General features: G+C 40.5%; 26 protein-coding genes. 12 read left to right on the forward strand and 14 right to left on the reverse strand.

Translation table 11 applies throughout. The features are described from left to right. Nucleotides 1-36: 36 nt before the first annotated feature. Together BMX50_RS19260 and BMX50_RS19265 are read right to left on the reverse strand one after the other, a co-directional pair. Complete coding sequence (locus BMX50_RS19260; RefSeq protein WP_091212176.1) at nt 37-258, reverse strand: hypothetical protein; 222 nt, start codon at nt 256-258, stop codon at nt 37-39. A 244-nt stretch (nt 259-502) separates the two neighbouring features. Continuing rightward, complete coding sequence (locus BMX50_RS19265) at nt 503-679, reverse strand: histone H1 (RefSeq protein WP_091212177.1); 177 nt, start codon at nt 677-679, stop codon at nt 503-505. Nucleotides 680-1,093: 414 nt separating this feature from the next. Here BMX50_RS19265 and BMX50_RS19270 point away from each other — a divergent pair, with 414 nt between their 5' ends. The 3 genes from BMX50_RS19270 (at nt 1,094) to BMX50_RS19285 (ending at nt 3,571) form a co-directional block, all read left to right on the forward strand. Next, nucleotides 1,094-1,387 (forward strand): type II toxin-antitoxin system HigB family toxin, encoded by a 294-nt coding sequence (locus BMX50_RS19270; RefSeq protein WP_091212178.1) that lies wholly within the window; start codon nt 1,094-1,096, stop codon nt 1,385-1,387. 17 nt (nt 1,388-1,404) lie between these two features. After that, nucleotides 1,405-1,779, forward strand: a complete 375-nt coding sequence (locus BMX50_RS19275; protein ID WP_091212179.1) for a helix-turn-helix domain-containing protein — start codon at nt 1,405-1,407, stop codon at nt 1,777-1,779. Nucleotides 1,780-2,698: 919 nt separating this feature from the next. Beyond that, entirely contained in the window at nt 2,699-3,571 is an 873-nt protein-coding gene (locus BMX50_RS19285) for a hypothetical protein (protein ID WP_091212181.1), read from the forward strand. Between the two features lie 500 nt (nt 3,572-4,071). Here the strand turns inward: BMX50_RS19285 and BMX50_RS19290 are convergent, their stop codons facing one another. Both BMX50_RS19290 and BMX50_RS19295 read right to left on the reverse strand, forming a co-directional pair. Continuing rightward, nucleotides 4,072-4,746, reverse strand: coding sequence for a hypothetical protein (locus BMX50_RS19290; RefSeq protein ID WP_143065220.1), 675 nt, complete (start codon nt 4,744-4,746; stop codon nt 4,072-4,074). A 193-nt stretch (nt 4,747-4,939) separates the two neighbouring features. Next, nucleotides 4,940-5,899 carry an NADP-dependent oxidoreductase gene (locus BMX50_RS19295; protein ID WP_091212183.1) on the reverse strand — a complete coding sequence of 320 codons (960 nt, stop codon included), beginning with the start codon at nt 5,897-5,899 and terminating at the stop codon, nt 4,940-4,942. 229 nt (nt 5,900-6,128) lie between these two features. Between BMX50_RS19295 and BMX50_RS19300 the strand changes: the two genes are divergently transcribed. Next, entirely contained in the window at nt 6,129-6,845 is a 717-nt protein-coding gene (locus BMX50_RS19300) for a hypothetical protein (protein WP_091212184.1), read from the forward strand. A 491-nt stretch (nt 6,846-7,336) separates the two neighbouring features. On the opposite strand, the gene BMX50_RS19305 is transcribed toward BMX50_RS19300, so the two are convergent. Then, complete coding sequence (locus BMX50_RS19305) at nt 7,337-7,699, reverse strand: winged helix-turn-helix transcriptional regulator (protein WP_091212185.1); 363 nt, start codon at nt 7,697-7,699, stop codon at nt 7,337-7,339. Between the two features lie 101 nt (nt 7,700-7,800). On the opposite strand from BMX50_RS19305, the gene BMX50_RS19310 reads away from it, so the two are divergent. From BMX50_RS19310 to BMX50_RS35125, 5 genes are all read left to right on the forward strand, one after another. Continuing rightward, a complete protein-coding gene (locus BMX50_RS19310; protein ID WP_091212186.1) occupies nt 7,801-8,175 on the forward strand; it encodes a DoxX family protein in 375 nt (124 codons plus the stop codon). Beyond that, entirely contained in the window at nt 8,162-9,127 is a 966-nt protein-coding gene (locus tag BMX50_RS19315) for an alpha/beta hydrolase family protein (RefSeq protein WP_091212187.1), read from the forward strand. The genes BMX50_RS19310 and BMX50_RS19315 overlap by 14 nt, the downstream gene beginning before the upstream one ends. A 257-nt stretch (nt 9,128-9,384) precedes the next feature. Further along, a complete protein-coding gene (locus BMX50_RS19320) occupies nt 9,385-10,158 on the forward strand; it encodes an SDR family NAD(P)-dependent oxidoreductase (RefSeq protein WP_091212188.1) in 774 nt (257 codons plus the stop codon). A 61-nt stretch (nt 10,159-10,219) separates the two neighbouring features. Then, nucleotides 10,220-10,897, forward strand: a complete 678-nt coding sequence (locus BMX50_RS19325; protein WP_317040894.1) for a hypothetical protein — start codon at nt 10,220-10,222, stop codon at nt 10,895-10,897. 26 nt (nt 10,898-10,923) lie between these two features. Beyond that, nucleotides 10,924-11,130, forward strand: coding sequence for a helix-turn-helix domain-containing protein (locus BMX50_RS35125; RefSeq protein WP_317040895.1), 207 nt, complete (start codon nt 10,924-10,926; stop codon nt 11,128-11,130). A gap of 918 nt (nt 11,131-12,048) precedes the next feature. Here the strand turns inward: BMX50_RS35125 and BMX50_RS19330 are convergent. Next, complete coding sequence (locus BMX50_RS19330) at nt 12,049-12,594, reverse strand: GNAT family N-acetyltransferase (RefSeq protein ID WP_091212189.1); 546 nt, start codon at nt 12,592-12,594, stop codon at nt 12,049-12,051. A 367-nt stretch (nt 12,595-12,961) separates the two neighbouring features. Next, a complete protein-coding gene (locus BMX50_RS19335) occupies nt 12,962-14,464 on the reverse strand; it encodes a serine hydrolase domain-containing protein (protein ID WP_091212190.1) in 1,503 nt (500 codons plus the stop codon). Between the two features lie 1,258 nt (nt 14,465-15,722). Here BMX50_RS19335 and BMX50_RS19340 point away from each other — a divergent pair. Further along, a complete protein-coding gene (locus BMX50_RS19340) occupies nt 15,723-16,169 on the forward strand; it encodes a WapI family immunity protein (RefSeq protein WP_091212191.1) in 447 nt (148 codons plus the stop codon). 206 nt (nt 16,170-16,375) lie between these two features. Here BMX50_RS19340 and BMX50_RS19345 read toward each other — a convergent pair whose 3' ends face one another. Continuing rightward, nucleotides 16,376-17,215 (reverse strand): hypothetical protein, encoded by an 840-nt coding sequence (locus tag BMX50_RS19345; RefSeq protein ID WP_091212192.1) that lies wholly within the window; start codon nt 17,213-17,215, stop codon nt 16,376-16,378. Between the two features lie 282 nt (nt 17,216-17,497). Continuing rightward, on the reverse strand, nt 17,498-17,914 hold the full coding sequence (locus BMX50_RS19355; protein WP_091212194.1) for a hypothetical protein: 417 nt from the start codon (nt 17,912-17,914) through the stop codon (nt 17,498-17,500). A 92-nt stretch (nt 17,915-18,006) separates the two neighbouring features. Here BMX50_RS19355 and BMX50_RS19360 point away from each other — a divergent pair, with 92 nt between their 5' ends. Beyond that, complete coding sequence (locus BMX50_RS19360; protein ID WP_091212195.1) at nt 18,007-19,143, forward strand: S1/P1 nuclease; 1,137 nt, start codon at nt 18,007-18,009, stop codon at nt 19,141-19,143. Between the two features lie 59 nt (nt 19,144-19,202). On the opposite strand, the gene BMX50_RS19365 is transcribed toward BMX50_RS19360, so the two are convergent. The 3 genes from BMX50_RS19365 to BMX50_RS19380 form a co-directional block, all read right to left on the reverse strand. Further along, nucleotides 19,203-19,697 (reverse strand): hypothetical protein, encoded by a 495-nt coding sequence (locus BMX50_RS19365; protein ID WP_091212196.1) that lies wholly within the window; start codon nt 19,695-19,697, stop codon nt 19,203-19,205. A gap of 535 nt (nt 19,698-20,232) precedes the next feature. Further along, entirely contained in the window at nt 20,233-21,129 is an 897-nt protein-coding gene (locus BMX50_RS19375; RefSeq protein ID WP_091212198.1) for an AlbA family DNA-binding domain-containing protein, read from the reverse strand. A 37-nt stretch (nt 21,130-21,166) separates the two neighbouring features. Next, complete coding sequence (locus tag BMX50_RS19380) at nt 21,167-21,898, reverse strand: N-6 DNA methylase (RefSeq protein WP_143065221.1); 732 nt, start codon at nt 21,896-21,898, stop codon at nt 21,167-21,169. A 325-nt stretch (nt 21,899-22,223) separates the two neighbouring features. Between BMX50_RS19380 and BMX50_RS19385 the strand changes: the two genes are divergently transcribed. Continuing rightward, nucleotides 22,224-23,051, forward strand: a complete 828-nt coding sequence (locus BMX50_RS19385) for a hypothetical protein (RefSeq protein WP_091212200.1) — start codon at nt 22,224-22,226, stop codon at nt 23,049-23,051. A gap of 238 nt (nt 23,052-23,289) precedes the next feature. Here BMX50_RS19385 and BMX50_RS19390 read toward each other — a convergent pair whose 3' ends face one another. Both BMX50_RS19390 and BMX50_RS19395 read right to left on the reverse strand, forming a co-directional pair. Continuing rightward, nucleotides 23,290-24,855 carry an AAA family ATPase gene (locus tag BMX50_RS19390; RefSeq protein WP_091212201.1) on the reverse strand — a complete coding sequence of 522 codons (1,566 nt, stop codon included), beginning with the start codon at nt 24,853-24,855 and terminating at the stop codon, nt 23,290-23,292. Nucleotides 24,856-25,041: 186 nt separating this feature from the next. Next, nucleotides 25,042-25,914 (reverse strand): hypothetical protein, encoded by an 873-nt coding sequence (locus tag BMX50_RS19395; protein ID WP_091212202.1) that lies wholly within the window; start codon nt 25,912-25,914, stop codon nt 25,042-25,044. Nucleotides 25,915-26,676 lie beyond the last annotated feature (762 nt).

The raw sequence follows: 26,676 nt of genomic DNA on the forward strand, positions 1-26,676 counted from the left end.
AAGCATAATAATTAGGTGATTTCCGAATGATCGATTTTATTTCGACCAGGAAGCGCCGCCGTCTATCCTGATGGAAGTTATTGTCTTAGTACCAATCGCTACGTTATCCGTGTCTGGCTCGTAACTAAAATAGAATAGTCCGCTTTCGCTATCAAAATTCCTGAAATAAACTGTCGCCTCAACGTTGTCCGCCACCAGGCTGATTACAGATTGATTAGCTATCAAATTGTTCTGTTCTATAAATTCTCTAATACCCATGGTCAGATAAGGAACAAGTTGACTTAATGTTTCATGTCATTCGTAAGCCGCTAAAACAGGGTGATTGGCAGGACACGTGCTCGTTTGACTGGTTGAGACTGTTACCAACTTTGCGGACCTGGCCGGTTCAGAGGATAATTTTGTTTGATTTAACTGCTGGTTAACCTTTTAATAAATAGCATAAGTATTTAATAAAAGGCTGATCGTAATGATCAGCCCTATCCCAAAACATTTTTTAATTTGCTTATTGTGCGTTCTTTTTTTCTGTTACTTCTTTGCGGATATCTGTAGCAAGGACTTTCAATGCCTGCATGGCGTTGCGCAGTCGAGTACCTGCCGCTTTGTTACCTTTGTCATAAAAACTTGCTGCATCTGCTTCCGCCGCCGCGATTACTTCTTTTACTTTTTCGAAATTTTCCATTACATAATTTTTAAGGGTGCTAAATTAGTATTTATACGCAAAACCTTATTCCAGGGCTACGGAAGAACTTTGGTTGCTAAAGTTTCTCATATGAAAATAAAATACAACGCTAAGTACACGGACCTTTACAGTTGAATTATTGTCAGGAGAAAATGCGTCCTGAGACTACATTCACAAAAAAGGTTTGTCTTAAAACCTTTCACATGAAAAAAAACGCTGCGTCCTTCTCTGCATAGATATGCCCCTGCAAACATAATAGCTATCAAAAAAAAGTTGGTAATCTGCCAACATTGTATTATCTTTGATCTATCATTCCGGGAAGGTCCCGGTTGAGCGACGTAAAATGCAATAGTGCAAAGTTTAAATGTAAAAATGTAAGGAGATCGCCGATGGCTAACAAAAAACAAAGAAACGATGACCATCATCTATCAAAAGAAATTACAGGATTTCGCTAAGAAACACGCAGACGCCGCTAACAGCATCTCTACCTGGAGAAAGGTAGTGCAAGAGGCCAAATGGGAAAAAGGAACCGATATAACGGCCGACTTTCCAAAAGCAAAACTAATACCCGCGAAAAGGGCCCGCTTCAAGATCACCGGTAACAAATACCGGCTGATCATCGAATTGGATTATGCAGATCAAATCGTAGAAGTACGTTTTATCGGCACCCATTCAGAATTTGATCAGATAGATGCGGGTACCATTTAGGGTTAACCTACTACGATATGACCAAAAAGCATTGGTTTTTACTGGAAACTGAACAACAGTACAATGAGGCTGTTGCCAGGTATGAAACAATCAAGTATGCAACAGCAGGGGAGGACCACCGCGAGAAACTCCTGTTGGTGCATTTGATTGCTAATTATGAAGAAAAAAACTGGGGCCTCCCTGAGGTTGACCCGGTGGAAATGATCAAGATCCGTATGGAGGATTTCGGTTACAAAGCATCGGACCTTGCCGCTGTTTACGGCGATAAGGGCACCGTAAGCAAGGTGCTGAATTACAAGCAGCCGTTATCGTTGACGATGATCCGCAAATTCAGCGAATTTCTACGATTGCCCGCGGCGGCGCTGCTCAAAGAATACGACCTTGTCAATTGAAATAAGAGCAGGCCGTTGTCTTGAGGTGAAGACCGACATATCCGCAAAAGTTTTTTCAGAACCTCTGAAGCGCTTATTTTTGATCCTCTATTACTATAAAGCGGGATCACATCAAAGTAGATTAAAACGAATCCATGACTACGGCTTTGACTTCTTCAATGCTGTGCAGGCAGAGAAATTTTTCAAAATATCAAAAATCACTTTAGCCAGTCACTAAATATTCTAATTATGCAGCATCCAGTGATATCTCCAGCACCGCATGCACCGGTATCTTTTTAAGGGTATCCAAAATAAAAAGCTTTTCATGAAAATGGTTCGCGGAACACGCTGGAAATCGGAATAATTCGCGCCGCAGCTGCAGGTTTTCGGTGGTGTTGTGCCTCTTTTTGTAGTGTAATTCATGATTGTAGGAGAAATTAATTGCCCCCACAAAAAAGGCTATGAATTGGTTTCGTAAATATAACTTATCCCTGACGTTAAAAACACTTCCGTGAATTATTTGTCCTGCTGAATTGAGTGAAATACTTTAGGTGCAATTTTCAATTCGACGACGACAAGCCCGGTCAAATCCCGACCCGGCCCTTTGGGTGCTGCGCCCGGTACCTAAACCGGAAGGCAGTCGTGATTTCTCCGGCCGATTTATTTCTTTCAGACTTTTTCATCCTGTTCCTCCCGCCCCATTTTTCTAATAGCATTCTTGTTTAATGTTGTTCATTCAGCCTTTGCTGAGGCAAATTTACACCTCTTCGGCGGTCAAGGCCATGCAAATGCCGCATAAAGAATCTCCACACCTCCGCTGTGCGCCGGGTAGTATTCTTTAAGCGGCAGCCTTGGCTCGCCAGCCCCACGCACGAGTTTATTGCCTCTATCAAAGGCCAAATGAGGCTTTTGCTGAAACGATTAAAAAAAGCAGATCAGCATGAAGAAGGTAGTAGACAGACACACAGTCGCCCACCTGTGGGCAAACAAGGCGCAGAGCGAAGCACGCACGGCACGAGGTAATTTCTTTTTCAACGACGACCGGATCTGGTCGTATGGTTCCCATTTTCTGATCGCTTACCACACGCACAACGACAGGGGACAGCATGCGGTGGTGATCACCCGCAGCAGGTATAGTAATACTACGGCCGAACAGGTGGGTATTGTCCGCAGCGCATCCGGCCACCTGAAACAGTTGACCGTTCCTGAGGCGGGAATGGACAACAGGCAGCTTTTCGAAAAATGGTATGACGAAATAACCGGGATCGCGGGCAAGCTGGGCAATGCCCGGAAACCGGAAAAATATATCGCGCAGATCAGGGGGATCATGGCCGAAGCAACAGCTTATGTAGAATTTTTTGGGATTGAAATGCCGGAGCGCATGGTGGAAGCCGGTAAAATTCAAAGTTCTGAGCAGTTCGCCGCGATGCTGGCAAAGGAAGCGGAATTAACAAAAACGGCGTTCGAAAAAAGAAGGGCGGCAGAGAATAAAGCCCATAAATCGCAGTTAAAAGACTGGCGCGCCTTCAAAACAGCGTACATTAAAACACGTGACGGTTATGATTATCTCCGCTTTAACCATACGACCAAACGGGTGCAAACCTCGCAGCGCGTGGAAATTCCGGAAGCGATAGCACGGGAATTTTATAACCTTGTGTTGCAGACCATAGCATCAGGCGGATGCGCTGATTGCAGGATAAGCCTGATGGAAAAGTACGAGGTTGCGGAAATCAATAAGGATTTTATCAAAGTGGGTTGCCATAAAATAACCCTCAAAGAAATCCGGTCATTCACCAGAAAACTGGGCTGGTGAACAATCAAATAAGGTCCCGGGGATGCCTGGATCAAATTAAGTGTGTATCAGTGATATGCAGGAGGGAAAGTCATCCGGCGGCCATGGCGCCGCCATGGCCCTCGTCCGGTCGGCCAGTTTTTCATACTGACCGGCCGAAGCTGGTGATTTCAATGCATTTCAGGAAATAAAGCTCGATTATGCATGCGCATTAGGCTTTTCATCGTTTTTTATTGATGAGGTGTTTATGCTTTTAATATCAATGATTTCTGGTGTCCTTTTAGGTTGAGGAATAATGCGTGATTAAATTTCAATGATAGTAATTATATTAATAATAATATATCGTTGATTTGGTTTCGGGAAAATGCTAATCCTCGTTATAGCTTTGGTTATTCCGGAGCCATTCAGCCATGTTTTCCGGTAATTCATAATTCCCTTCGTAAAGTAAATTTGTTTTTCCTTTAATCAAATAAGGATTGCCAATCTTTATCCATTGACTTTCCTGCGGTAATAGAAGATTCTTAACTTTTATATCCGGCTCGTTTGCCTTTTTTTTCCATTGCTCTGAATACGGGCGCAATTCGCGGGCCGTTCAGATAAATGAGGTAAGCAGGTTTAGCCCATATAAATTTTACAATGACATTCGTGCTCAGCCAGGTGTCATTAAGTCTCATCCACATCATTTCATCCCTCAGATCCAATTTTTCAAACGCCTTAACCTTTGGCTGCCTTTCAAGATATTTATCGACGATATAATCTTTTAAAGCTATCTGGCTGATGCCGCGGTCAAGCGAAATCTTACCATAATCCTCTTGTCGTGCAGTGATCTGCCGGGGGGGATTTAACAGCATTTCGTTGCTATAAACAAATGACTGACTAATTTCTGCACTGCGTAAGTAGGGACTGAAATATTTTACCGGTACTTCAGGCTCTATATGGAAGTTTTCCATTTCAAAGTCTTCGCGGCGTAGAAATTCGATGCCATAGAAAGGGGCCATAGCCAAAATGTTTTTTTTGATATGGTGGTTATAAATCAGATAACATTTTGACAACTTTCTCTCTTGGACCAACGACGAAAAATGTATTATAAGATCCTGGTCAGGATTTGACGACTCATCAATTTGTTGGAATAAGTATTGCACCGGCAAACCTTCAACTTTTCCTTTTACAGAAAATTGAACATCCTTTTGATGCACGATGATCTGCATCCCTGGAAATAAAAGGGTTAGTCGCTCAATCATAATTCAAAAATGAAGAATCTTCCGAAATATTAAAAGAATACGCTTTTAATTTCCACTATTAATTAAACGGTATGATTTGCAACTTAACCCTTCTTGAATTTTTATTCCAGCACAAAATTGTCCGGTCCCTTATACTTTTAACTTTGGTTTATTCGCTTTGATCTTTGCTGCTAACTGCTGAAGTAACCAGGACAATTTTTCCAAGCGTATGATGTTGTTCCAGTTCGTCATAAGCACTTGCGACGTCACTGAGTGGATAAGTACCGGCAATAGGAATCTCCAACTCCCCTTTATCAACCATCTCTGACAGTTCTTGGAGCACATCGGCATTGCCTGCGGCGGCATTACCGTCGGTCTTTACTTTGTACTTTTTTGCTGCGTCGAAGTCAATTATGGTATTGATGCGATCCGGCGGGATATCCATGTAAACAGCCATCGCGACGTAGCCTTTACCCGATGTGTCTATAAAAGCATCTGCTTTCTTTCCGTTCAAAGCCTCTTCGATATTTTTCTGAGTATCTCCATGATACAATGCCGGGATAATCCCGTGATCACTTAGCCACTCGTGATGGGGTTCGCTTGCAAGGCCAACCACGGTGACTCCTTGTTTTTTTGCAAGTTGCACCGCAATAGCACCTACGCCTCCGGCCGCACCGGAAACAATCACAGTATCACCATCCTTCAGGCTCACCGCCTTTACCGCTGCATAAGCCGTCGTGCCCGCGACAAATAAACCACCGGCAACCTCCCAGGATACGTTTGCCGGACGGTAAACCAACTGATCTTCCTTAACAACAACATAGTCGGCCTGTGCGTTTCTTTCATTTGTAAATCCGATCACTTCATCGCCTGCCTTAAATTGCCCGGCTTTTCCGCCGACAGCTTCTACGATGCCCGCAAAGTCAGTTCCCTGTCCCGAGGGAAATGTAGAGGGGAACATTTTCTCCATTTTTCCTTCACGTATAGAAGCCTCACCGGGATTGATCCCTGCAGTTTTGATTTTCACCAGGACTTCTCCCGCGCCGGCTTCCGGCTTGGGTGTTTCCACAATATGTAAAACATCGCTGTGTCCGAAATGATCATAGCGAACGGCTTGATTTGTTTTCATAGTTAAAATAATTTACTGATGATTCAACGATGCTGACGCGAAATTGTTCCTTAAAATTTCATGATGGGAATTGAAAATTACTTATACGTCAATTTCAAATCTGCTGAGCTGGCAGTGAATGATGGACCAATGTCAAAAATAGCAAGGTGATAATAATAATAGCATATCTGAAATTTACGCTAACTTTAAACATTGTCAGTTAGTTACGCCTTAGTTTGCCTGTGTCAATATGAAAATCTACCACATTATTCCGTTATTGATATTACTTATATCCCCAGTTGCCGGGCTGTGTCAAACAGGTTTGGACACAGCTGCTGTTTTAACTGGTACGGCAAAGCGCGCTATACCAGTTTCAGACCCCATTAGACCCTCAGCACCTGAGACTTTTAAACCGGCTAGGGTTCCGAAACCATCAGCGAAGAATGTCCACGAAGCAGAGAAAGAAAAAGAAACAACTAAGCGGGATTTAACACCGGCAGCGTCATCTGCATTGGACCCTTCCGATTCGACGGTCTCTAAAGCCTTTCAGGCCTCGCAGGTTTCCTACTATGCAGCTATTGAAAAGAGAAACCTGAATAACAAAATTATTAACGATTCGGTACGGTCATATTATTTGTGGGCGCTTCAAAACCGTAAACTGATTATCAGCCGCCAACAGTGTACCGGAAATCTCATTTTTATCCTGGTGGTCACATTGGTATTGAGCGGGTTAATTTTCTCCGGGATCCAATTTTATATCGCGTTAAAAAGCCTGAAGAAGCGTTCAGGAGGAGCCAATACAGCTACTTCGTTTAAAGCGTCATTATCAGGTATCGAGGTTTCGTCATCAGTATTGGGGGTGATTGTCCTGACTATTTCGATCGTGTTTTTCTACCTCTACTTATCCCGCGTTTATCCGTTGGTTTCATTGGATCAAATACCGGTTCAGCTACCCGAAATTAAGTAAATTACTTAAATCAGGGTGTAAGATTAATAACGCGATTTCGCTCACCCGAAAATAGTGGTAAGGAACAGGCTGTTCATTTGATACAATTCCTGGAATAATGTTTAAAGGTGCTCTAACCCATTATAGACTATAGCAAGAAGTTGCGTTTTTACATTTGCCACCTTTGATTTTTTTAACCCGAATTTCCGTTGTTCATTGAATCAATTGTGGCGATAAAATTGGTAATCACAGATTGGTGACCCTGATTGGGGAACCACTGATTTTGTAAGTAGCTGGTGAAATCTAATTTTCTTTGCTAAAATATCTCCCGGATCATTCGAAAAAATGCCTTTTGAATGAACCTCGCAAAAGTGAGGGTTATTGTTTTTAAAAAAAGACTATTAATGTCGGCAAGCGGTTCAATTCAGCAAGTTGTATTTCCGGATAAGGCCCCTGAAATTTTATATTGAAACACACGGACAACATAGGTGACAGGGAAAGTGGTTTCGTTATTATTCTGCTTTCATATCCCGTATGAGCTTTGAACGATGTTGTTTTCCCCATTCAGCAATTACTTCAATAATTGGCTTTACGGTTTCTCCGTATTCAGTTAGTTCGTATTCTACGGCGATCGGTTTGGTATTCAAAACACTGCGTTTTACCAGGCCGTTAAGCTCCAGCTCTTGCAATTCTTTGGAGAGCATTTTCGCAGCTACACCGTTAATGCTTTCCTTTAAAGCCATGAACCGCATTGGCCCGAAGTTTAAAGCCCCGATGATCCGTATTTTCCATTTTCCGCTTAACAATTCCATCGTATCGCGGATAGCCAGGTGGTGTGCTTTGCAGGCACTTTCGTTCAGTTCTTCCTTTTCCATAGCTCATGTGTGGTTTCCTTCAGGTAACTGGTTTCTAAAAGTAAACCCATTACAAAAGTAAATCATTGTCTTGGTAGTTTTGAAAAAAAAAAGTTATTTCTATGAAGCAAAAGAAACTTATTTATTGGGCAACCACGGGTTTGGTTGTTGCGGGTATGCTCCTGTCAGTCGTCAATTATTTCTTCAACCCCGAACTGAAAGTCGCTTATGCGCACATTGGCTTTCCGGATTGGTTCCGGATAGAGCTGGGTATTGCCAAGCTTTGCGGGGCATTGGCGCTCGCCATTCCGGTGGTCAGACCCCTTATCAAGGAGTGGGCCTATTTTGGCTTCTTTGTCAATTTCTCTTCAGCTATCCTTGCGCATTACATGGTGCATGATCCCTTATTCAACCTCGCCGCCCCATTCATCATGCTCGTTTTAGTAATCATATCTTATATCTCTTACCATTCCATCAACAAACATGAAATCAAATAATCATCCTGTAGCTCTCACCGTAGTTTCCGTAGCGCCGATCAGGTTATCTTCACCCGGTAGAAAAACTGACCTGGAGTTACGTGTATCGGCACCCTTAAATGGAAATAATTTGCCCGTCATCATTTTCGCCCATGGCTTTGGCTCTAATATGGATGCCTATGCGCCTTTGGTCAACTATTGGGCCGCACGCGGCTTTGCAGTGATCCAGCCGACTTTTCTCGATTCAAGAAGTTATGCTGAAAGCCATCATGCTGACCATGGTGAAGCAGTACAGGCTTTTTTAAACGACCCGGCAAGTAAACATATCTGGCGTCAGCGCATCACGGATCTTAAAGCGGTTTTAGACCAGCTGGAAGACATTGAAGAATCATGCCCCGGACTTCAAGGTAAACTCGATAAAAGTCGGGTAGCAGCAGCTGGCCATTCGTTTGGCGCACATACCGTTGCTATGTTTTTGGGAGCCAGGACTGTTTTGCCAGATGGAAGCCCGGTGGAAGATTTTAAAGATGAGCGGATAAAAGCCGGGATTTTGTTGAGCGCCGCCGGTCGCGGGGATGACGCGCTGAGTGCATTCGCCAAAGAACATTTTCCATACCTTAACCTGGATTACACGTATTTAACGACGCCCGCGCTCGTCGTGGCTGGAGATCAGGACCACTCACCACTGACAGTTTTAGGCCCTGACTGGTTTACTGATGCCTACCTGATCAGCCCTGGCGCGGATACGCTGCTTAGCCTCTTTGGCGGCGAACACATGCTTGGCGGGATATCCGGCCACCTGGTGAGGGAAACTACCGATGAAAACCCTGAACGGGTGGCATTGGTCAGTGAGGTAACCTTGGCCTATCTTCAAAAGATTTTATCTCCGAATGATACACTCTGGAAAAAACTGAATGATCAACTATTTGGTGCGGGAACGCAGGTTGGTAAAATCAATTTAAAGGATTCTTAGATAAAAGTCCGGTAAAATTTCTTTTTTTTAAAGGTCCGCCCAACGTCTATTTTATGTTTACCGATTCGCGTTATTTAAACCGAAATGCCTACTGACAGTTTAATTTTTCTGTTCTATCGCGTATCTATTTGCAGCAAGTCGATATTTATAAAAAAACATTAATCTGGTTTGACTGATTTAGACTAATAAATTCAGCAATAAGCCTAAGAATCCTGAGCGCTTTGTACTGATTTTTGTAACTCAATAAACAAATTACGATGGCAAATCAAAAAGATTATTCAGAACAAAATAAACCTGTAGCATTAATTACCGGGGCCAATCAGGGCATAGGTTTGCAGGTGGCGAAAGAGCTTGTTAACCATGGTTATACTGTGCTGGTAGGTTCACGCGATTTTAACAAGGGCGAAATTGCTGCAAAAAATATCGGCCGGGATGCAAATGCGATCCAAATTGATATTACTGACAAGGTCTCTATCACGGCTGCGGCAGCACGGATTCGTGATGAATTTGGCCGGCTCGATTTATTAATAAACAATGCTGCTATCTCAAATGCCGGAAAACCTGGCAGGACACTTGAAGAGATGATACTTACAAGCAAGGCGAGTAATGCCTCAATAGATGAGGTGCGGACAGTTTGGGAAACTAATGTGTTTGGCGTACTTGCCGTTACGCAGGCGATGCTTCCTATCCTGTTAGAAGCTCCTGCGGCACGAATTGTAAACGTAGGAAGTGGGGTAGGCTCTCTTACATTAAATGCAGATCCGGCATTTCCTTACCGCCAGGGATTTGGCGTTGTATATGCAGCCTCCAAAACAGCGCTGAACGCAATCACACTTGCCTTTGCTATTGAACTTGAAAAAACAAATGTAAAAATAGGGGTTGCCAGCCCAGGCTTTACGTCAACGGCACTCAATAATTTTGCAGGTACCGATACGGTTGAAGAGGGTTCCCGAAATATTGTGCGGGCCGCACTTGGTCAGAACGATCCTGATAAAATGTTTTCAGGACCAGACGGACCTATGCCCTGGTAAATACTAAAATAATTATAACCGTTAAATAAATGATTAGCGGTTATAATTATATTGATCTCAAATGAAAAAAGAAGATTTTCAAAAATTAGAATCTCTATCAGATGTTACCCGAATGCTTGGTTTACCAAAGCCAATGCACCCGCTGATAACCTTGATTGATAATACCAATAACCACATTGAGGCTGATAAATTCCCACATTCACATGTATTAAAATTTTACAAAATATCTTACAGGGCCAGTTTGAGCGGGAAGTTAAAATATGGCCAGGGTTATTTTGATTTTGATGAGGGCGGGCTAATGTTCGCTTCCCCCGGCCAGGTTATCGGACGATACGAGGATACGGGCGAAAATTCCGGATACACGTTGCTGATACATCCCGACCTTTTTTTATCCTATCCCTTAGCTAAAAAAATAAGACAATATGGTTTTTTCTCCTATTCGGCAAATGAGGCGCTACACCTCTCTGACAATGAAAAAACTATTATTGTTTCCATTTTTAAAATTCTGCAGGCAGAATTAAACAGCAGGATCGATAATTTTAGTCAGGATGTTATAGTATCGCAAATTGAAGTGTTATTAAATTATGCTACCCGCTTTTACAAACGGCAGTTTATTACCCGCAAGGCTGTCAACAATGATTGTTGCAGAAAATGGAAGATATTTTGGAACAGTATTTTAAGGATGAAAATCAACTGGGTGTTGGATTGCCTACCGTGCAGTTTCTATCTAACCGGCTAAATATCTCCCCAAGTTATCTGAGTGATATGCTCCGAAGTTTAACTGGTCAAAATGCGCAGCAGCACATCCATGAAAAACTTATTGAGAAAGCGAAGGAAAAGCTATCAAGTACAAGCCTATCCGTTAGTGAAATAGCCTATTCGCTGGGTTTTGAGCACCCATCTTCTTTTAACAAATTTTTTAAAGTAAGGACTGAGCTTTCACCTTTAAATTTCAGGCGATCTTTTAATTAATAGTTGGATAATTCCCAACTACTAAATTACAGAATCAGTCACGGGATTTCATCGAGTGGCATTTCTTAGTCTTTTAAATTTTTCTGCCCATATTATTGTTCAAACCCAATCTTTCGAAATATTTACCAGTGCCTGCACAATCGAAGCCTGTACCTGGGTATTCAGGCATATTTGACCATCCCATTCCGTACTCATTAGAACGGCGGATATTCTTAATCAACTTCGAGTTAATCAATATATTTCACGAAGATAGCATGATCAAATTATAAGAAGACACTCTGAACTCTCGTCCGGAATGCATTGTTCAATGGCTCCGGAATATCCAGATTACTATATAACCGAGGCATAATACTGCCCTCGGTTATAGGAGATGATGCCGGGAAATATCAATGACTTAACTTAGGCTTCCTGGGTTTAAAGGCATGTCTTCGGGGGGATTGGCGTTTTCAGGAAAATCTTCCAGGCAATAGCTAATTTGCCGATCTAAATCTTACTCACGCATGGCCTAAAAATATTCATTAGTTTTACAAAAGATGATAAAAACTTCCAAAGTTACTCTACAGTTTCCTTAACAATGAAGACGGCGGGAAAGTACATGGCATGAGGGAGAATATATGGATAGACTGAAGATAAATTTCAAAAAAGGCGAGATTACTAATACAAGTCGACCCGCCGGATCTTTAACTTAATAGTATATCCAGATGTCGGACCAACCCGATTTGCTTTGTAGGTTATTTCTTAATCGACTCAATTAAGTCGGATTGTTTTAAATCATTGCTGTATGAGACGATTGGCGGCGATAATGACGTAAACATCGGATGTAATCCCTTCGTTTGAAATTTGTTTAATAGCAGTCTGTTGGTGAAAAGGCAGAACCCTTAGCCTAATACAAATGGAACTTGTGAGACATGCGAAATTCTAGTTCAGAGTGACTATGTAAAGGTCCTGTAAGATGTCGAAGCGGCGATCATAACTGAAACCGCTACGCATTAAAACTTTTTTTGCTGCGTGGTTTTGCCGGTTAACAACTGCTGCCACAGATTTAATGCCCTGCTCTTGCATTGCGTTGAGTACGAGCGGCAGCATGGAACTCATCAGGTTCTTTCCGATATGATTACTATTAAGATAAAATTCAATGAAATAGGAGTGTTCTGGTAACTCATAATGTTCCCGTGAGGTTTCTGGTGGAATAATGTCAATCATACCCACAAGTTTACCAGTAGAACGCTCAGTGATGAGATGGGTATAACACTTTGCACAATAATAGTTTAAAATAGCAGTACTTAACCAGCTTTCTGCTTCTGCGAGCGCGTGGATTCGTTTTTCAGGCAGGTATTGCAGCGTTTGTTGATCAGTAAGTACCTGGTGGATTTCTTTAATGAGTTGCTTATGGCGTTTTAATTCTTCCGGTCGGATGCCGTGGATTTGCCAGGGCTCATAATCCAGGCAGATGGGTTTAATCATAATGCTGGAAAAATATAAATCCCGTGGTTCGGCCGCAAAAAAACTTTTAAACAATTCGCAAGTAGCCTATCTTTAAATCGCCAAAAAGATTGCAAAAACTTGGACATGGTGATATCGTCGTATGCAAGTTAAGGATCGTGTTATTATGTTCAACTTGGTAACTAAATGATTGATTATAATATGATGCAGAATTTCTCCGAAAAATTCTTCCATTTTTAACCTGTTATCCAATTTATATACCGATTGGCTACTTAGATAGCCCAAGTATTATTTTCTGATTGTTAGGTTGTTGTTATTAGTTGTGAAAAAGTCATCGTTTCGGCTTGTGATGATTCAGAAAGTATATATAATCCTATTATGATACCAGTTATTTTTCATTTGTCAACTGCGTTAGAATGGCCTTGCCGGGCAAATTGCCGGGAAACATGACCACTGATTTTCGGTACATCTCGATCGCATCCACCTTCCTGCCTGCTTGCAGTAATGCTTTGCCATAGCTATCATAAGTGTTCCAGCTCTGAGGGTAAAGCAGCGTGCCTAATTTCAAAGCCTCAAGAGCGGCAGTTTCATGGTGATCCGCTAATAGTTCCAGTCCAAGTTCATTTAGTTCCCGTTCATCTGTGAAATATCGTAAGGTATCTGTTTTTAACCGGTTGTAAAAAGAGGCTGCGGCATCCGGCCCTTCTTTAACTAATAATTTTATGTAGGGTAGGAATAGAGATTGTTTGCCTTTTTGTTCGGGTTTGAAGTAAGTTTGGCCATATACGGCATTAAGGGTTTCTTTGCAAGCTTTACCAAAGCCATTACTTTCCGCGTTATCTAGTAGAATGATCGTTTTATGACGGGAGATGTCATGCCAGAAAAAGGTAAAGAAACCGGGCTCCCGGCCGGTGTGCATTGCCATCTTGCCAAGATTCGTAGTTGGAAGATACCAGCCAAGGCCATAGGACGACGGCCCGAACTCTCCTCCCGGTGCCGCGGCAGTACCATCATTTAAGTTGCAGGCAGTCCAGGCTTTGTCCAATAGCGCTTTGCTTAACAATTTGCCGCCGTCAAGGGCCTGAGCAAATTTCATCAGGTCGCCTGTTGTGCTGATTACATTAGTAGGGCCGTAAAGCGCGCGAAGATTATAACTCCACCTTCTCACTTTTGTATTGTTTTCAATGCTTTCCATATCGCCGAGGTAGTGATGGCGGATCAGGTATCCGGTGACGCGGTTGGAATCCGTCGCCCGGTTGCCGAGCAAATAGCTGTTCTTCATTCCGGCGGCGAAGAAAATATGCTTCATTATGTAATCATTGAAAGGCTGCCCGCTGACTTTTTCGACAAGTAGGGCCAACAAGGCATATCCTATATTGTTATATCGCCACTGGCTACCCGGCGTAAAAGCAAGGGATTTATTATAGTTTTGCAATGCCGGAATGATATCTTGATTGTCCACCTTCAATCCTGCGTTTTTGTCGATCAGCGGAAAAAACAATTCTTCCTTGTCTGGCAAGCCGGAAGTGTGCGTCAATAAATGATATACGGTAAGATCAGGGTACGGAATCTCTTTGAAATAATTCTTGAGCTGATCGTCAAGGCGGATCTTATGTTGTTCTACCAGTTGCAGAATAGCAAGGGCAGTGATGGTTTTTGAAACCGAACCGATCTGGAAAGCTGAATTAATGGTGTGTTTCTTCTTCGTATTCAAGTCCGCATAACCGACGCTCCGGTTGTAGATTACATGCTTATTTTCAGCGACTAAAACATTGCCATTAAATGTCCGGCTGGTATCCAAAACCTGGAAAAGGCTATCGAGTCTCCGTGCTGTTTGTGCAAATGTTTGCGTTATAGATGTAACTAAAATAAATAAAATTACCTTTTTCATTGTCCCTGTGATAAGCGATATAATAGATACTACACAAGGGTGGTGCCAATGCGAAAACAGCGTTTTAAATCCGTTTAAAGGCAGTTTTTAGTATTAACGGTGATTCAGTATGTTCGCCAGCGAACGGTAGCCGTTCGGAAACGTACAGGGGCGAAGCTTTGACTCATGTATTCACGATATTTGATATGGTATGTGCGACCAAAAGGTTTTTCAAACGAACGTTTAAAATTGCTCCTTTGGAACGGATATTGGTTTAAGAGAAATTGTAGGCGTTTATTCTTATTTCGCAAAAGTGGTACAAATATGGTACAAAAAATTTTGACCGTATTGAAATAGTTCGTAAATTGCTCACTATAAATACGATACGACGCATTTTTTAATATAGCCTAAAGATTTCTAATCTGTAGGTCTTTGGTTCGAATCCAAATGGGATCACATCTTGTAGAGCCTCTTAGATTTATCTAAGGGGCTTTTTTGTTGGCTAAAATGGCTTTTTAAGATCGTATGTGCAGTTTTTATTCTGTTAACTGTTGTCGTTGTAAGGAGCTTTGATTTTACTTTCTGTTTCGTGTTAGTCAGCTTTAAGTTAGTAAATGGCACACTTTTGGCACACTTTCAAATCAAATTTAAATGTTAATTGTTGAAATTCATCATTGCGTTTCATGCTTTTATAGATTAAGTGGGTAAATAATTATGACGCCAATACAGGCTTATGGCCTGAACTAAATGCAAGGAGGAACGGAATAAATGAAAGGTAATGTGTCGGGTTGTGTTTATGCCGTAGTTCCTTGCCATGTGTTCAGCCTCACGCCTAACTTTGCTGAATAATTAATTGCTTACCCTCCTTTCCATTTCTAATTTTTTAAAGATTGTTGTAAGTACCCTTATAAGAGTAACATTCCAATAAAAATAAGAAAAATTAGAATCGAAGTTGGAGGTAAGTACAAGTTCAACCAGTATTCTTTAAAAGGTAGACTTCTCAAGTGCCTTTCTAATTTTTTCTATGATCTTGTAATTACCCTATTAAGGTGAAAGTTTAAGAAAAGTTAGAATATAAGAATGAGGCTGTGTTGTTAGTTTGATTGGCTGTTTAGGAAAAGGGTGAATACCATTTTCATTCGCTCGTCCTAAAAGGTAACTGAATCCGATAGTTTGCAAAATGACTTGTCCAATCACTCAAACGTCAATAGAATTCAGTACCTTCTAATAATAGTATTGTACGTTTTATCGGTAAACAACATATTGCTATTTTAGCCAAATGAAGAAAAGGCCGTCCCCATACTTCGAGATTACTGATGGCAGCGACATTGTGCGTGTTACTGTTGACGGCTATGCTACTAAACCAAGTGAAGCTAGAGCGGGTAGTCAATGGTTGGAATCCGTCATTACTGTTAAAGGCTGCACTCTGGGTGGTCAATATATTGCGGAATTCCGGCCAATAGAATTTAACCGATTCAGGCAACAACTAGTGTCGCTCATCTATGGGCTTGAAAGAACAGCAACTTTTGAAAGCGAATCAGAATTCCTTCGCTTGCAATTGGAGATGATATATGAAGATTTTGCTGAAATAGATGTCAGAGCATGTGATGTTCCGGGAGTCGGTTCTGTATTGAACTTCAAAATGGGAATGGCTGTATCGGATATTAATGGTCTCGTGCTGCAACTCGAAAACATACTAAATCGGTATCCTCTACATGAAGCATGATTTGGCATTGGAGGTTAGACCGTTACACGCCTGAAAGCTCAAATTCAAAGTTAAGACACGTTCATAAAGTAGGGTTTGTTTATAAATTAGATCTCTTATAAAACACTTGCTTTATAAGAGATCTAATCCGATAACTTTCCGAGTAATCTGCAAATGACTTTGCCCTCAATCGTAATCAGTAACCTTTTAATAATAGCATTATTAGACTATTGCTTTTTTAAGGCTGAAGGCGGAACGTATTTGATCATCAACTTTTTTCGTCCCTCGTTTAAGAAGTCAAATGTTGCGACAGCCCCACTTTTGCTATCAAACTCTATTATTGTCACCTTGCCATCACCAAATTTCTCATGTTTAACCAAATCATTAACTCTAAAAACTTCTTGGCCGATTTTAAAACTTTCTATTTGTTCCAGTTTGTCGAAGTCATTAATTACTTGCTTTGTAAAAGGTTTTAAAGAATTGTTTTCAAGACTTCCTAATCTTAAAGATATATCCTGTAGAGACTTCAATATTATTTCAGTATCAACTGAAATTTCAACTTTATCGGGGACTTTTGCTTTGACAATTCCCAACAATTCTATTATTGAATTTACGTCATTCCCTTTGCTTTCATAAGTGTCAATTAGGTTTTCAGTAAGTTTGCTTACCATTCCGTTTACGTCATCTATTCTAAGGGAGCTATTATACTCAATATCCCTAAATCCCTGAATATCAAATATTCGTTTGGTTATATTATCTTTTATAAAACTTACCGGTAAATCAAAGGCCTGTCGAATTCCAACCTCATACAATACATTTGGATTTTGCGCGCTTAAGTCACATATAGCCATGTCTGAATTTAAAAGTTTCCGAAGGATGTCAATCACTATAACATTTGTCATTTTAACATCGTCAGCTCTAATAGGGGTAAATCCGGCAGCGAGACAGGCAGGTTTAATAATGTATTCATAAACGCGTTTAAAATGCCCTGTTTCGTACCCTTCAACATCAGAAATAGGCATAATTATAAAACAAGTCTTTTCAGCTTTTATTTTTTCTTCTAGCATCTAATTAAATTTATTTGGCGGTAAATGCTTATATATTTTACTTTCTACAAACACCACAGGTCAAACCTTGTTTAGCACAACGTTTACAGTATTTGCAGTTCTTGCAAGCGTGGCATGGGTTTTCACCTTTACACGTGGCGAAAGTTTTGTTTGTCGTTGGATTGGGTGGATTAAAGCTGGTTGTACTCAATAAAGTTCCAACAGCTAAGCTGAGGATGATAAGGTGTCTTTTCATGATTGTTTTAGGTTGTCTTTATAAACCTAATAAACATTTATGACATATCAAAGCCAATCATTCTGTTTACGAGATAGTTGCGCAGCTTTTTTTATGTTGTATTCTTTGTCGAGGTAAAATGTATGCCAGTGACTTATCTGTGAAACCTTATGACGAACAGTTACAGTTATATGGACTTTTTCTTTACCCATATTAATTAGAGTAGCTTTAATGATGATACAAACCTTTCTGACAAACTCATCGATCATTGGCTTCTTCTCTTCAGGAGGAAAGAATACCTCATTGTAATAGACCAGATCAAAGCGGCACAAGTCAATTGACAGACCTCTACGGCTATGAAACTCAAACAGATATTTGAGGTCATGTGCGGTGATTTTGTCCTTTAGCTTTGGGTTATCCTCTATCCATCTAATGAGATTAAGCTGCGCTACCTCGTAGAACTTACCTATGGAATGCTCTGTCATACACCATCAATTATAAAACAAATTTGCTAAAATAATTAGTAAAATATCAAATAAAGATTTCCACCTCTCATTTGCTTTCATACATTTGCCATATGAGAAAACAAGTATTATCAGTAGCATTGATAGCCATTTCGGCGGCTTTAGTTTCATGGGGATATAAAGGTCATAGAGCCGTTGCAACGATAGCGCAAAAACATTTAACCGCTAACACCGCTTATGCAGTTTCAGCTTATTTAAAGGGTGAAAGCATGGCTGATGTAAGCACATGGGCAGACGAACATCGCAATCCGACAACCGGTAAATGGCATTTCCTTAACTTGCCATTGGGATTGAACCATCAACAGTTTGTAGACTTCGTTAATCAGCAAAGTAATGACAATGTGTATGGTGCTATCCTCAAAGAAGAAGCTATTATAAAAGACAAAGCTTCGACACCAGACCAAATTAATAGTGCACTTAAATACCTTATACATTTAGTTGGAGATGCCCATCAGCCTATGCACATTAGTCGTGCTGAAGATAAAGGCGGGAATACTATTCAGGTACGTTTTGATAATGCAGGCACTAACTTACATAGTCTTTGGGATAGCAAACTTATAGATCATGAGGGTTTAAGTGAGGAACAAATTGCAAAGCAATATGATTGGGCTAATGAAGCGCAAATCAAGAAGTGGCAAGATAGTAGTCCTATGGAATGGCTTTGGGAAAGTTACCAAATCAGTAGTGAATTATATGCAGATGTTAAGCCAGGGCAACAAATTGACGAGGCTTATTACAAGAAATACATTCAGACTATCCACCTCCGCATAGACCAGGCAGGTATCAGATTGGCCGGTGAGCTTAACCGCCTGTTAAAAGATGTTAAAGGTGGCGTTGCTCCTGTATCTTCACTGAAGAATGCTGCATCTTCGGGCAATAAGAAAATCGATGTTACACAAGATTCGGTGGCACCATTGATCGAGTTAAAAGATGTAAAAGACTTCCTGCAAAAAGATGTAGCTGTAAGTGGCAAAGTATATAGTGTCAAGGATATTGGAAGCATGGTGCTTGTAAACTTCGGTGCTGCCTATCCAAATCAATTGCTAACTGTTGTATTAAAAGGTGACGCTAAACAATTAGCCAGTCAAATAACTGATAAGACCATAACAGTTATGGGAAAAGTTATTGACTTTAAAGGCAAGCCAGAGATTGTAGTTACAGATAAGAAGTCAATCTCTATTGAGAAGTAGTCAAGCGCAAAATGTGAATAATGTAAAACGCCAAGCTGATAAGCCTGGCGTTTGTATTTTCAGCCATTTCCTGTATGTCCACCTTCATCTGCATCATGAAAGCCTCCACCACTTGATCCACCGCCACCGTCATTTTGCACTCTAACTCGGAAACCTCCACCAACGTGACTTCCACCGCTGTCAGATGTTTCGTGGCCGTTTTGTTGAAAACCACCACCGCTTGCGCCACCACCACCTTCATTTTCAGAAATGTTGTGAAAGCCACCTGCGCTTGAACCGGCTCCACTGTTGTTTGTAACTAAGCTAATTTGATGAAAGCCTCCACCACTTGAACCTGCTCCGCTTTCCTGTTTAATGCCTCCGCGTGTTCCTTCGCAGTACGACCTTGTTAATTTGAATGGTCTAGTTCCTTCACCACCCTTTAAATCTGCGGTAAATCCATGACTTCCGCTGCCACTGCCTCCATCTTTTAATGATAATTTAGCTACATTACTTTTAGCATTTACATTGTTCATTGCTAGCAGAAGTACTGCTGCTAAGGTTAAAGTTTTCATTTCGCTTAATTATTAAAGTTGTTACTGGTTAAAACGATGTTCGGTGTCTTTAATGTATTAATAGACAGAAATTTGCTGGATTGGTTTAATCGAATAGAGAAGTTTTAAAAGGAAAAATAATTTACCTATGTTTGGCTATGACTGTAAGGGATTTTCAAGCAATGGATGAGCTTGGGCAAGGTAAGGCGTTGTTAAAAGGAACGTTCTTGGAATCACGTAAGGAGGTTGGTTACAAAGTATCCTTGTATGCCGTAGGTAACATCTATGTCGAGGTATTTTACTCTGAAGTACTTAATGAAATATTCCAACTAGTGCCATTCAGTTCCGTAACGAAGCTTGAACCATATCTGAACAACTTAAAGCTTGAGAATCTGTAAAGTGAAGCGCCAGGCTGATTAAGCCTAGCGTTTGATCGTTGTATGTTTCCAATATGTACTTCATTTAATAGCGTGTGATGTCAATGATAAAGCGCTCAGGTAATTTAGTTTGGCCTTGTGTTCTACGCTTTCAAACGCCAAATATGTTGAACACCTAATTATATATTGTCGTACACCGGAAGACCTTTTAATCGGGTTTCCCCGCTAATAGGCTCGGCATTATCAGCATTTACAGTCCAGGCAATCTTATACTTTTTAAAATGTTTGTTGAATACTACTTCGGAATGAGATAACTTTAATCGCATTTTAGGAAGTAAGGGTTGATATCTTTTAGGCCCATACTCCATACCTGTCAAGGTTCTTGCAGTTAAATCTTGAAATGTATTTTCCACTGAAACCTTCCAAGTCTTACGGAAAAGATCGTCGTCATCGAGCAAGCTATCTGTCGGTACGTTAAGGATACAGTGTATGTACTTTGCCAAAACCACGCCTACATTCTTCGCATAAACATTTAAATAGTACTTGGGATATTCATCTTGAGGTTCTCGGGATATTTCAAACTCTAGTTCTATTTTAGGGTGTTTGGCCCTATTGAGAATATCTCTAATTTCATAGTCGTACATCGGTTCAGAGTTGAAGTTGAATCGTTTATAGTACTTTCGATCAATCGCTTGGTGAGCCGTGTCGCTTTTAGAAATGTCTACTACATAAACCACGTCATCTATGTTGCCGTTTACTTCAATAGGATATATCTTGACATCATTTATACGGGGTTGAATAGAGCCTTGAATGACGTGCTCTAACCACTCCTTTGAAATTTCCTTTCGATTAATAGGCGTTATTTTGGCTGCAACATGCTTGTTAACTTCATCTTCTTGAAGTCCGTATATTATTATCCCGCCATCAGAGTTCGCAAAGGCTGAAATGTCTTTGGATATCTGTTGGGTTTTCTTATCTGAGCGTTCTAATGCATCGGCAGCTTTATAATCAAGATGGATATTTTCCTCTGTGCGGTCTTTGATAAGATTGTTTAGGTACTCTTCGTTGTATATCATGACTTAGGTTATCACCCTAAAGTAAAGAGAAACTTTGTTAAAACAAAGTTCCTTGAGTACCATTGATTGGCTGTAATGACCTTACTGGCTCGAAAGGTTTATCAAACTTAGATTTGACTTCAGTGCCTTTTAAATCATGTAGCCAGATGCGGCTTTGCCCTGGCTCATTGAACTCAACGTAGTATGGATAATGATAGCCATCTACCAACACTGTATCGACCCTGTAGCCAGTGTAAAAGTCATTGCTCAATGAGTTCATATGTGCTATTTCACCGGTTAATGAATTGAACAGCATGTTTAACAAAGCCATTTTGCAGCATGTAATATCAAGATCGGCACCATAAAGATGTAGATGTCGGTTAATCTTGGCAGCGGCCAATAACATCCTTCCTGAACCGCATGCGCAGTCGCAAACTGTTTGCCCTGGTACTGAATCGTCTCCAACTGATATTGCAGCCATCATGTTACACACGGGTGTTGGACTGAAATATTGACCATTAAATCCATTAGAAATTGCTTGCATGTAAAGTTCTCCGAGCGGATCATTAAAGCCCTCTGAAAGGTCGCCAATGAGTGTAACGAGGGTTATTAGTTGTTGTACTTTGGGGTGTGTTCGGTACTTTTCAAGTGCAATGTTTTGCGAGTCTGCATCGTCCCATTTCCTAAAAGGTAACAACGCCCAATCTAAAAGTTCAACAAAGGCAGAGTGTAGAGATTGCCCATAAGCAAAGCGTTCAAATTCAGTTAGCAGCGGATTAAATTGTTTCATAGCAGTAAGTTTTATGTCGAGTGAATTCTCGAACGACTCACTGCTGATCAGCAGCACTAAGGCAAGGTGGAGATTGAGTAATTGCGGAGGCTCCCAATTGGGATACCCAATTACGAATACTACCTTGAAGTGAAACGACTACGTGCTGATGCATCAGCTAACTTTGTGGGAAGAATTATAAAATATAGGTTCCTCCTTGTGTTGTCAGTAATATATTAGTGTTTAAAATATTGATATTGTGCTTATTATGTATAATGTCTGTGCGTTTTTTCACACCTGTAAGTTGTATATTTGTTTATACCGTCAACAGCTTAAATCTTTCACAATGAAAAAACTTTTCCTGATTATCTTATTCAGTGTGTCACTGAAGGCAATCGCTCAACCTAATTATAAAAATATTTACAAGGTTAAATTTGTTATAGAAGTTAAAGAGTGCGATATCAAAGGGAAAGTCAAGGACAAGGTCGACTTTGTACAAATTCCAGAAGGTTTTCAATTTAAGATAACTCCCCCATTGGAGGCAGCCGATGGCTATGTAATGACTTTTATCCGATGGACAGAAGATTCTGGCGATCCAAACCTTCAGTCAACTACTAATTTCATAAACAACGTAACATTTAGGGGCAGTCATTCAAATGACGTTACAAAGTATTATTTTATTCCTAAAGCTATGTTTGATTCTAGATGCGAAGAAAGATTTCACACGGCTACCTGGGGGCTTACAACAGATGTGACCATAATTAAGATCAGACCAGGAAGCTCTAAGCTACTACAGGGAAAATATCCCATTTATACAGAGGTTACCAATAACATTAACATCGGTATGATGCTTGTAGGCAAGTTTTCGGGTGAAAATTCCCCTATATCACATTACATTCAAGCGGGTTTTAGCTTTGGACTTATTCCAGTAACCCCTCAGAGCACTCAGGATATAAGAACTACTGATGGTACAGTTGGTGCTATCACACCAACAATTGGGTACACGTTTGAAGTTAATAAAGCACAGGTGAGCGTAACCGGAGGTATAGATTATTTGACAGGCCCGGAGAATAAAACATGGGTTTACAGGGGACGGCCATGGATTGGTTTAGGTATAGGATTTTCATTAGTTAGTCTGTCGTCACCTACGCCAAAATCAAGTACTCAACCATAGAACAACTTCGATGTTAAATCTGAATAGAGCTGAATGTCTGTTAAGAAAGAGCCGATAGGCGACCTTACTCGGGATAGGTTAATGTTAAGTGAAGTAAGGTTGTAATTAAGCTCAATATGTTTTTAAAGGCATACTCTTCAGAATAATCACTCTTCCAAGAAAGCAACTCGAACGCATATTCGGTGAAAGGAAACCTTTGACCTTTACTGCAGATATATAATCTATTTGCAGCATGGTATTAGTCCGATAACTTAGAGAAGTGTTGAGTTGTTCTAAAGATGAATTTTGTAAACTCTACTAATAACGTAGTATACTCCGCAGTTTGCTTAAAAGTCTCCCAACAGATATGACGAGCTTGATCCTTATCTACAGCTAAGCCTAGGTTAGCCATCTCTTGAAACAATGAATGATGGTCAATAAAGTTCAACGCTGACGATAATTGGACGTTTTGATTAGTGTTAAGATATGATTTAACTAAAAACTTCTCAGGTGCTGTGAACGGATAAAGAAAAAACGTAAACTCACTTGGGTTGTCATGAAATGATGAGTAGTCAGTATGATTACGGTAATCTCCATCAAACACACAACAGTAGCCTACTTTTAAACACATCTGTGTAAAGTTCCTTTTATGTCTCAAGTAGTCATTACGCACTTCATTGATAGGTCCGGACTTAATGATATTAACAAGCTTGTCAAAACTCTTCTTCGTTTGATTAATTGAGATAAGCATGTTGCGAATAATATATTCTGCTTCGTCGTCTTCACAATAGAGTTGAACCAAAGGGTAGGCTTTAGAATCCATTTTAGAGAATGCGGCATTCACTGATATCTCTGAAATGGTTTCATAAGTGCCGTTATCGTTCTTACTAATAAACTTTCTTGACTTTTGGGGAAAAGCTGACAGCAATGAAGGTGAGTGCGATGTAAGTATAAATTGCTTTTTGAAATGCCATGATACGTATTGAATAATGTCAGCAAGCTTCCTTTGAATCGAAGGGTGGAAACCCGCCTCTATTTCATCAATAATGATTAATGAATCTCTCGGTGAATCAAAGATATCGACAAGTATATTAAGTAGAGACTCCTCTCCCGAAGCTGCATTGTAACTGGAGTATGGCTCGTCTGCATAGGATATTAAATATGCGACTTTGTTTATATGCGATCCTATCTTTGTGATTTCAAGCGGGACATGTATGTCTAAAACATATGCAAACGCTTGTTCTACGTCGCCATCAACTCGTACTCCAGTAGCTCCAGCAATCTTTCTTATCAAGCTATTAGAAAAATTTCTTGCAGGTAACAGTCGCTCTAAATCAATTAGTCTTACGTGTTTGTCTCTAATCTGAGCATTTGTCCTATTAGTTGCACTAAACTTACCTAAACCAGTCCAGGCTTGGCTTGTCGAGATGCGTTTACCTTCACCATTTCTTAACTCAGTTCCAGTGCGCCAAGACATTTCGTAAGAGTAATTTCTTGTAGAAGACTCGTAATTTGTGAACGTAAGAACATCTCGCCATGTGTGTCGCCGTAAAACAGTCTCAGGCTTGGTTGAGTCGTATTTATTAAAATTGTAATGACTACAGGCGATTAAAAGGAGTATGCTGGTTTTGCCAATCTTATTCGTGCCACTTATTACTGTGATGGGGTGGTCAAAGGTTATCTCCAAACCAGAAATGTGGCGGAATTCATTCACCTTAAGCTTGTTCAGGAAGTATCTAAAGCTATTATCAGAACTCGAAAAGGTTAGTGGATCGTAACTATTTAAACGTGCTTTCGCTGCGCTAATATTCTGAAGATTCAGCATTGTAAATCAGGTTTAGAATCGAGGGTATTAAATAAAGGTAATAATAATTCTTAATACTTAACTTAAACCATTGTTCATGTCCTATTAGCGAACCTCCCCGAGCGGAATGAGCGAATGATATGTAAACAGCTACAAGTCATCCTGCGGGTCAAACACGGTCTTATTAGGAAATAGTTTACCAAGTTATTAGATCACATATTCAATGATATAACAATCCTTTAGTACGTCAATGAAACTCCAACCGGCTTTACGATGTGCACTAATTGATCTTTTATTTGATTTGCTTACGGTTGAGATCAGAATATCATATTTTGATTTGTAGTGAGTAAAGTACAACTCTTGAGCTCTATAAAAGAAGCCTGTACCATGTAAAGGTGTGTCAATTAATATCTGATAACTAAATGCTGTTCGCTTAAGGATAGCATCTGGTCTTAGTTGGAAATAACATTCCTTTACTACATCTACATGCTCAGATTCATGGGTTGTATTTACTAGTACGTATCCTTCTAACCCTCGTTTACTTAGAAATACGCAAATGTCATTGTTCTCGATCATCTCGCGGAATAAATTAGCGTTGTAACTAACCGACAAATAACCTTGGCTCAGGCTGGTTAATTTGTCCTTATTCCAAGCTGTATGTAATTCCAATATATAAGGAACATCTTGAGGAATAGCTGTTCTGATTGATATTACGTTGTCGTTGATGCAGAGGAGCATAAGGTAAGGTTCTGATATACAATTATATGACTCAAATTTCAGATAAGCAAATCTATATGCAAGCCGCTGCGAGTTGAGCAAAAGGTCTGTGAAGAGATAGCTGCAAAGCAGCGACTTCACAGAATGCTTCACAAAGCCTTGGCGCTGCTTTTGAAAGAATGGAGCGAGTGATGGCCTATCAAAAGTCGTGACAAGGCTGAAGCCTTTTGCGATGGCGCAGGCGAGCCAAACAAAATGAGCGACTGGCTGAATTAATCTTGAACGTTGCAAGCTCACCTGGTCGAATAGACCAAGTGAAAGCGCAGCATAAGAGAAAGGTTGATGAAGACAGAGAGAGCTCATGTGATGAACGACTTTGCGACATCAAATAGCATGACAAGCCGCATCTGTGCGTTGGCCTAACTTCCGCACATTAATAAAACAATCATATACAAAGTATACCTTATAAATAAATAATGTGCGGAGTCAATTGCACTGGCATAAAGATGCGGTGTAGCGAGATGTGCTGAAAGCTTATCGAGCGTAACGAAGCTTGGCGTGATATTGTGAGGAGCTTAAGAGTGAAGAACACCGATGGACCTGGTGGGATGGCCTAACCGAGCGACAGGCATAAGCAGAGCTTGCCTTTCTCGGTCTAAGCAACCAAAAGCGGGAAAGGCAAGTGAGGCTTATTCCGATATAAAGTTCTAAGTATGGTACAGATCAGGTAGGATATGTTGTATGTGACTAAAGTTAATGGTTTTGCCATAACAAGTGTCGGTTACGGTCTTGTAAATTAGAAACATATATTGAGCGATCATAGACAACGTTTTCGAACACCCTTCATATTCAATATATATATATTCGGCATTACCCACTTTATAAATTCCCATGTAGTCGTAAAATAGTACTGGTAACTTATGCTTAATGTCTGATGTGAGCCGCATCCTTCGATGTGTTGTGCAGTGCCTCACTTCGCTAAGCATTTCGTACCAAGTATTAAAGTTGATTTCAAAAGGGTTGTCCTTCTCGTTCTGACAAAACGGAATACTATTCTCCCTTATGATATTGGTTAGATGCCTATTATTTGTTCTGTTATTTAGACTCTTCAATGCCTTTCGAATG

Origin of the sequence: Mucilaginibacter gossypiicola, assembly GCF_900110105.1 — a bacterium.
Taxonomy (GTDB): Bacteria; Bacteroidota; Bacteroidia; order Sphingobacteriales; family Sphingobacteriaceae; genus Mucilaginibacter; species Mucilaginibacter gossypiicola.